This is a genomic window from Arthrobacter sp. Br18 (assembly GCF_000520555.1).
Classification (GTDB): domain Bacteria; phylum Actinomycetota; class Actinomycetes; order Actinomycetales; family Micrococcaceae; genus Arthrobacter_D.
The window spans coordinates 42,845-49,177 of sequence record NZ_KI914858.1; the positions used below are offsets into that span (position 1 = coordinate 42,845).

At 64.6% G+C, this 6,333-nt stretch carries 7 protein-coding genes; 6 read left to right on the top strand and 1 reads right to left on the bottom strand.

What is annotated here, in order from left to right; translation table 11 throughout:
• Positions 1 to 774 (top strand): acyl-CoA dehydrogenase family protein (locus Y704_RS23360; RefSeq protein ID WP_035772025.1); only part of this gene is annotated, 774 nt, incomplete at its 5' end.
• A gap of 97 nt (positions 775 to 871) precedes the next feature.
• Here the strand turns inward: Y704_RS23360 and Y704_RS19885 are convergent.
• Positions 872 to 1,570 carry a peptidoglycan DD-metalloendopeptidase family protein gene (locus Y704_RS19885; RefSeq protein WP_081747492.1) on the bottom strand — a complete coding sequence of 233 codons (699 nt, stop codon included), beginning with the start codon at positions 1,568 to 1,570 and terminating at the stop codon, positions 872 to 874.
• Between the two features lie 428 nt (positions 1,571 to 1,998).
• Here Y704_RS19885 and rpsB point away from each other — a divergent pair, with 428 nt between their 5' ends.
• The 5 genes from rpsB to Y704_RS19895 all read left to right on the top strand — a co-directional run.
• Positions 1,999 to 3,018 carry a 30S ribosomal protein S2 gene (rpsB, locus tag Y704_RS19890; RefSeq protein ID WP_035772027.1) on the top strand — a complete coding sequence of 340 codons (1,020 nt, stop codon included), beginning with the start codon at positions 1,999 to 2,001 and terminating at the stop codon, positions 3,016 to 3,018.
• A 126-nt stretch (positions 3,019 to 3,144) separates the two neighbouring features.
• Positions 3,145 to 3,981: a translation elongation factor Ts gene (tsf, locus tag Y704_RS0108495; protein WP_026549811.1), complete on the top strand. Its 837-nt coding sequence runs from the start codon at positions 3,145 to 3,147 to the stop codon at positions 3,979 to 3,981.
• 137 nt (positions 3,982 to 4,118) lie between these two features.
• Entirely contained in the window at positions 4,119 to 4,859 is a 741-nt protein-coding gene (pyrH, locus tag Y704_RS0108500) for a UMP kinase (RefSeq protein WP_026549812.1), read from the top strand.
• Between the two features lie 109 nt (positions 4,860 to 4,968).
• Complete coding sequence (gene frr / locus Y704_RS0108505) at positions 4,969 to 5,526, top strand: ribosome recycling factor (protein WP_026549813.1); 558 nt, start codon at positions 4,969 to 4,971, stop codon at positions 5,524 to 5,526.
• Positions 5,527 to 5,590: 64 nt separating this feature from the next.
• Positions 5,591 to 6,333 (top strand): phosphatidate cytidylyltransferase (locus Y704_RS19895; protein WP_051476836.1); only part of this gene is annotated, 743 nt, incomplete at its 3' end.

Genomic DNA, 6,333 nt, shown 5'->3' on the forward strand with positions numbered 1-6,333 from the left:
CTGACCGAGCCGCTCGGCGGCTCCGATGTGGCCGGCGGCACCCGCACCACTGCCCGGCGTGAGGGCGGCAATTGGATCCTCAACGGCGCCAAGCGGTGGATCGGCAATGCCACGTTTTCGGACTGGGTGGTCATCTACGCCCGGGACCTGGAGGATAACCAGGTCAAGGGTTTCCTGGTGGACACCTCCCTTTCAGGCTATTCGGCCACGAAGATCGAAAACAAGATCGCGCTGCGTACCGTGGAGAACGCCGATATCGTCCTCGACAACGTTGTAGTATCGGATGACTTTCACCTCAAGGGCGCCAACAGCTTCCGCGACACGAACAAGGTCCTGAAGGTGACAAGGCTCTCGGTCGGGTGGCAGGCGGTGGGCCAGCAGCTGGCCGCCTTCGACGTCGCCCGCCGCTACGCCGTGGAGCGCCAGCAGTTCGGCAGGCCCATCGCCTCGTTCCAGCTCGTGCAGCAGCAGCTCGTGCAGATTCTCGGCAATGCCATGAGCTCCATGGGGATGATGGTGCGCCTCGCGCAGCTTGAGGACGCAGGGACGGCGAAGGACGAGCAATCCGCCATGGCAAAGGCCTTCACGACGGCGCGGATGCGTGAAAGCGTCGCGGCCGGCCGCAACATCCTCGGCGGCAACGGTATTGTCGCCGACTACGAGATGGCGAAAATCTTCTCCGACGCCGAAGCGATCTACACCTATGAGGGCACCCAGGAAATGAATACCTTGGTCACCGGTCGAGCGATCACCGGCATCTCGGCTTTCGTCTAGGAGGCTTCAGGTTCCGGATTCCCGGCTTCGGGTTCCAGGCGCCAGATTCCCGGTTCCCGGCTTCGGGTTCCAGGTTTCCGGTATCCGGGGCTGGCCGTCACCGCCTGAGCGGAAGTAGCACCGACGGCCGCCGGTCCGAGACGTAGGCGAGCGGGTTCACGTAGTCGCCGTTGAAGCGGACGCCCCAGTGCACGCACGCCACCGGGCAGTGGGCTGGTCCTTCGACAGTGCCGACCGTGTCCCCTGCGGCAACGTTATCGCCCGTGCGAAGGGCTGTCGTAACCGGCTCGAAACTGCTGACGAGGCCGTTGCCGTGGTCGATCGAGAGCACCGGGCGGTCGACGACCGTGCCGGCGAAGAGGACAACACCATCGGCTGGACTGAGGATCGGCACTGCACCGCCGACGCTTGCTGACCGTGTTGCTGAGAGGTCCACGCCCCGGTGACCGGCATTCCACCGCTCGGGCGGTGGCCGGAAATGCCGCAGGACGGCAGGCGTGGGCGCCAGCGGCCAGGACCAGCGGGCGGTGAACGAACCCGGAGGAGTGCCGCCGACTGGTCGTCCTGCGCCGAGTGTTCCTGCACCTGTCGGTCCTGCGCCGAGTGTTCCTTCACCTGATGGTCCTGCGTGCGATATTGGCGCCGGATCTGATTGGTTGCCTGCAACTCCGGCTTGCGCCGCTCCACCTGCAGGCAACGCGAGGCAGAGGACGGCGGCCGCCAGCGCGCGTCCCGGCCCGCGGCGGAACGCGGTCCTGTGCGGTTGAGTCGAGTGCTGCGGGTAGTGCCCGGTCATGGCACTACTCTTCCCGTGCTGCAGGGTGAACCGCGACCCGCTGCTGCCATGTGGACAACGGCGCAATTCCTTGACCTGTCCAGCCCGCCGGCACGGTCTACGACCTCAGACCCGCCGCCCCCGGGCCCCACGCCCTGTAGTACACTGGGCAGAGCAGTTCGCTGCATTCCCTTCAGCCGTGCGGCCTTCCGGTCTGCTGTGAGGGGCTGCTGTCAGTGAACTGACTACGCGTGTCTGCGACCCGCCTGCCTACAGGAGCAGCCGGGGTGTTCGTCCAACGGTCCGGTTCATTCGGGTAGGGCGAGCGCGTTATCCAACAAACAGGCACCAGGAGTTTCGCCCACCCTGGGCGTAACGCTGATAACCGTCAACAAAGCAGAGGCAGCGCGCTGAGTCGTGTAGGAGCCCTGCTGAAAGAAAGGCAGATCATGCCAGTTGTAACCATGCGCCAGCTCCTCGACAGCGGCGTCCACTTCGGTCACCAGACGCGCCGCTGGAACCCGAAGATGAAGCGCTTCATCTTTACCGAGCGCAACGGGATCTACATCATCGACCTCCAGCAGTCGCTGTCCTACATCGACCGCGCCTACGAGTTCGTCAAGGCCACCGTCGCCCATGGAGGCACCGTCCTCTTCGTCGGTACCAAGAAGCAGGCCCAGGAAGCGATTGCCGACCAGGCGACCCGCGTCGGCCAGCCCTATGTCAACCAGCGCTGGCTCGGTGGAATGCTCACCAACTTCCAGACGGTTTCGAAGCGTATCCAGCGTATGAAGGAACTCGAAGAGATCGACTTCGACGATGTCGCTGGTTCGGGCCACACCAAGAAGGAGCTTCTGCTCCTGAAGCGTGAGCTCACCAAGCTGCAGAGCAACCTCGGCGGTATCCGCAACCTGACCAAAGCTCCGTCTGTGGTCTGGATTGTCGATACCAAGAAGGAGCACCTCGCCATCGACGAGGCGAAGAAGCTCAACATCCCCGTGGTCGCGATCCTCGACACGAACTGTGACCCTGACGAAGTCGACTTCCCCATTCCGGGCAATGACGACGCCATCCGTGCAGTGAACCTGCTGACCCGGGTCGTCGCCGACGCCGTCGCCGAGGGCCTGATCGCCCGCCACAACCGCTCGGGCAACAACGACTCGGCAGCAGCCGATGAGCCCATGGCCGAGTGGGAGCGCGAACTGCTCCAGGGCAACTCGGAAGCCCCTGCGCCTGCATCCGCAGACGCACCGGTTGCAGACGCACCGGTTGCAGACGCACCGGTTGCAGACGCACCCGCAGCAGCCCAGACGGCAATCCCCGAGGTTGCAGGCGAGGCATCTCCCGAGGCAACGGTCGACGTTCCCGCTGCCGACCAAGCTCCTGCCGGCCTGCAGGCTCCCATCGCCGAGGAAGTTCCCGAAGCAGTCGCTCCCGCCACGGAAGCCGCAGCAGACGACACCAAGTAGTTCCAGCTGTGTAGGGGGTGCGGGTGATTCCGCGCCCCCTACGCATGTTCCACCGGCATTACTCCTGAGAAGCGAGCCGGTGTCCCGCTCTTTCTTCAGCTGATCAATCCCAACCTAGGAGTTCGTATGGCAAACTACACTGCCACTGACATCAAAGCCCTCCGCGAGCGCACCGGCGCCGGCATGATGGACGTGAAGAAGGCACTTGACGAAGCCGACGGCAATGCCGAAAAGGCGATGGAGCTGATCCGTATCAAGGGCCTCAAGGGTGCCACCAAGCGCGAAGGCCGCTCAACGGCCGAGGGTCTCGTCGCTGCGCGCGTCGAGGGTAACGTCGGAGTCATGGTCGAGGTCAACTGCGAAACCGACTTCGTCGCGAAGGCCGGCCCGTTCATCGACTTCTCCCAGAAGGTGCTCGGAGCCGCAATCGCGTCCGGCGCTGCCGACGTCGAATCGCTGCTGGCTTTTGACCTTGATGGCAAGCCCGTTTCTGAGCACGTCATCGAAGCAGGTGCACTTCTCGGCGAGAAGGTTGACGTCCGACGGGTTGCCCGCGTCGAAGGCAATATCGTCGATGCCTACATGCACAAGACCTCGAAGGACCTCCCCGCCCAGGTGGGTGTCCTGTTCGCCGTCGAGGGTGAAGGTGATTCCGCAGCCACAGCCGCCCATGACGTCGCGGTGCACATTGCCGCCTACTCACCGACCTACCTCACGCGTGAGGAAGTTCCGGCGGAGCTCGTGGAGTCGGAGCGGCGCATTGCCGATGAGACGGCCCGCGCCGAGGGCAAGCCGGAGCAGGCCCTCACCAAGATCGTCGAGGGCCGACTGACCGGCTTCTTCAAGGAGGGCGTCCTGGTGGACCAGGCTTTTGCCAAGGATGCCAAGAAGTCTGTTGCGCAGGTGCTCAACGAGGCCGGCGTCAAGGCGACGGCATTCGCGCGGTTCCGTGTAGGAGCATAGGGAGCCAAGGCACAAGGGCTCCGTTGGTACCAGGGAGAAGGGTGGCCGCAACAGGTGGCCGCCCTTTTTCGCGCCCGGTGGGCGCGCCGTATTCTTTTACAGGTTAAGACTCACCCGCTCGATGCCCGGGAGGCACCATGAACATCCTTGAAACGGCGACAAAAAGCGGCACCCAGGGGCGACGGCGGGTATTGCTGAAGCTCTCCGGTGAGGTTTTCGGTGGCGGGAAGCTCGGCGTGGATCCGGACACGGTGCGGTCGGTCGCCAAGCAGATCGCTGCGACCATCGATGAGGTGGAGGTCGCCATCGTCGTCGGAGGTGGAAACTTCTTCCGCGGGGCCGAACTGTCCCAGAGCGGCATGGACCGCTCCAGGGCCGACTACATGGGCATGCTCGGTACCGTCATGAACTGCCTCGCGCTCCAGGACTTCCTGGAGCAGGCGGGGGTTGAAACCCGGGTGCAAAGCGCCATCACCATGGGGCAGGTCGCCGAGGCATACATCCCGCGACGGGCCATCCGGCACCTCGAGAAGGGCCGGGTGGTCATCTTCGGCGCCGGTGCGGGGTTGCCCTACTTCTCCACCGACACGGTTGCTGCGCAGCGCGCGCTCGAGGTGCACGCCGACGAGGTGCTGATGGCCAAGAGCGGTGTTGACGGTGTCTACACCGCTGATCCCCATAAGGACCCGACCGCCAGGAAACTTGCGACGCTGTCCTACGACGAGGCGCTGAGGCGTGACATCCGGGTGATGGACCAGACGGCCATGACCATGTGCAAGGACAACAACCTCACCATGGTGGTTTTCGGCATGGAGGGTGAGGGCAACGTGACCCGCGCCATCCGCGGGGAAGCTTTGGGGACCGTCGTTACCACCTAGCACCCGCGCAGGCATCCGGAGGGGTGTGGGTGGGGCAGCAGGACGTGTGAACTAGGATTGGGAACCGGACCGGTTGCCGTGCAACTGAAGGCAGAGCTAAGGAGACGTCGTGATCGAAGAGACATTGCTAGAGGCCAGCGAAAAGATGGACAAGGCCGTGGACGTGGCAAAGGACGATTTCGCGACAGTGCGCACCGGGCGCGCGAATGCCTCGATGTTCTCCAAGATCGTGGTGATGTACTACGGCTCACCCACGCCCCTGCAGCAGTTGGCTTCGTTCCAGAACCCGGAAGCGCGCACACTGCTGATCACACCTTTCGACAGGTCGTCGCTCAACGATATTGAACGCGCGCTGCGTGACTCCGACCTGGGAGCAAATCCCTCGAACGACGGCAACGTCATCCGTGTGGTCCTCCCCGAACTGACACAGGAGCGACGCAAGGAGTACGTGAAACTCGTGCGTACCAAGGCCGAGGATGCGAAGATCTCGATCCGCAACATCCGGCGGAAGGCGAAGGACGGCATCGACAAGACCGTCAAGGACGGCGACGCCGGCGAGGACGAGGGCTCGCGGGCGGAGAAGGAACTGGATGCGAAGACGAAGGCGCACACCGACACCATCGATGAGCTGCTGAAGCGCAAGGAAACCGAGCTCCTCGAAGTCTGATGATCGACCTCCAGACCCCCGAGGGCACCAGCGCCCCACCGCTCAGCGGCACGGGTGGTGCCCGGTGAGTCGGCGTACCGTAAGCGTCGGGCGTCCGCAGAAGCGGGGGTTCTCGCTCTTTCCCCGCACGAAGGCCGGCGCGCCGGGGCAGCCGTCGAGGGCCGGCCGCAACCTTCCCGCAGCAATCGGCGTCGGCGCAGGCCTCCTCATCCCGGTGCTCGCTGGGCTCCTGTTCTTCCCCCTCGTCTTCGTGGCCATCGTCACCGCCCTCGGTGCAGTCGGTGTGTGGGAGACAGCCCGCGCGCTCGAGGTACGGCGCATCCGTGTTCCGCTGGCACCGGCACTTGCCTCGAGCATCGTGATGCCGCTCGCTGCCTACTTCGGGGGAGCCGAAAGCCTCGCGTTCGCGTCCGTGGCGTCGGTCTTTGCCCTGCTGGTGTGGCGGTCCGCCGATCCGGCGCCCGACGCGACGCGCAGCATCATGGCCGGTACGTTTGCGCTCCTGTGGGTTCCCTTCCTGCTCAGCTTCGCCCTGCTGCTGGTGAGGGCCGACGGCGGCTCCCTGGTCATCGCGACGCTGCTCCTGCTCGTGGTGGCCAATGACACCTTCGGTTACATCGTGGGAGCCTCCTTCGGGAAACATGCCATGGCTCCGAAAATCAGTCCGAAGAAATCGTGGGAGGGTTTCGGCGGGTCCATCGGCGGGGCGATCCTCGTCGGGGTGTTGTGCGCCGTCTTCCTGCTGGATCAGCCGGTCTGGGTGGGGCTGCTCCTCGCGGTCTCGACCGTGGCCGCCGCAACGGCGGG

Bases quoted from the DNA above. Each gene is read 5' to 3' on its own strand.
- rpsB (WP_035772027.1), top strand. From the start codon at position 1,999: ATGCCAGTTGTAACCATGCGCCAGCTCCTCGACAGCGGCGTCCACTTC.
- Y704_RS19885 (WP_081747492.1), bottom strand. From the start codon at position 1,570: ATGACCGGGCACTACCCGCAGCACTCGACTCAACCGCACAGGACCGCG.
- pyrH (WP_026549812.1), top strand. From the start codon at position 4,119: ATGAACATCCTTGAAACGGCGACAAAAAGCGGCACCCAGGGGCGACGG.
- tsf (WP_026549811.1), top strand. From the start codon at position 3,145: ATGGCAAACTACACTGCCACTGACATCAAAGCCCTCCGCGAGCGCACC.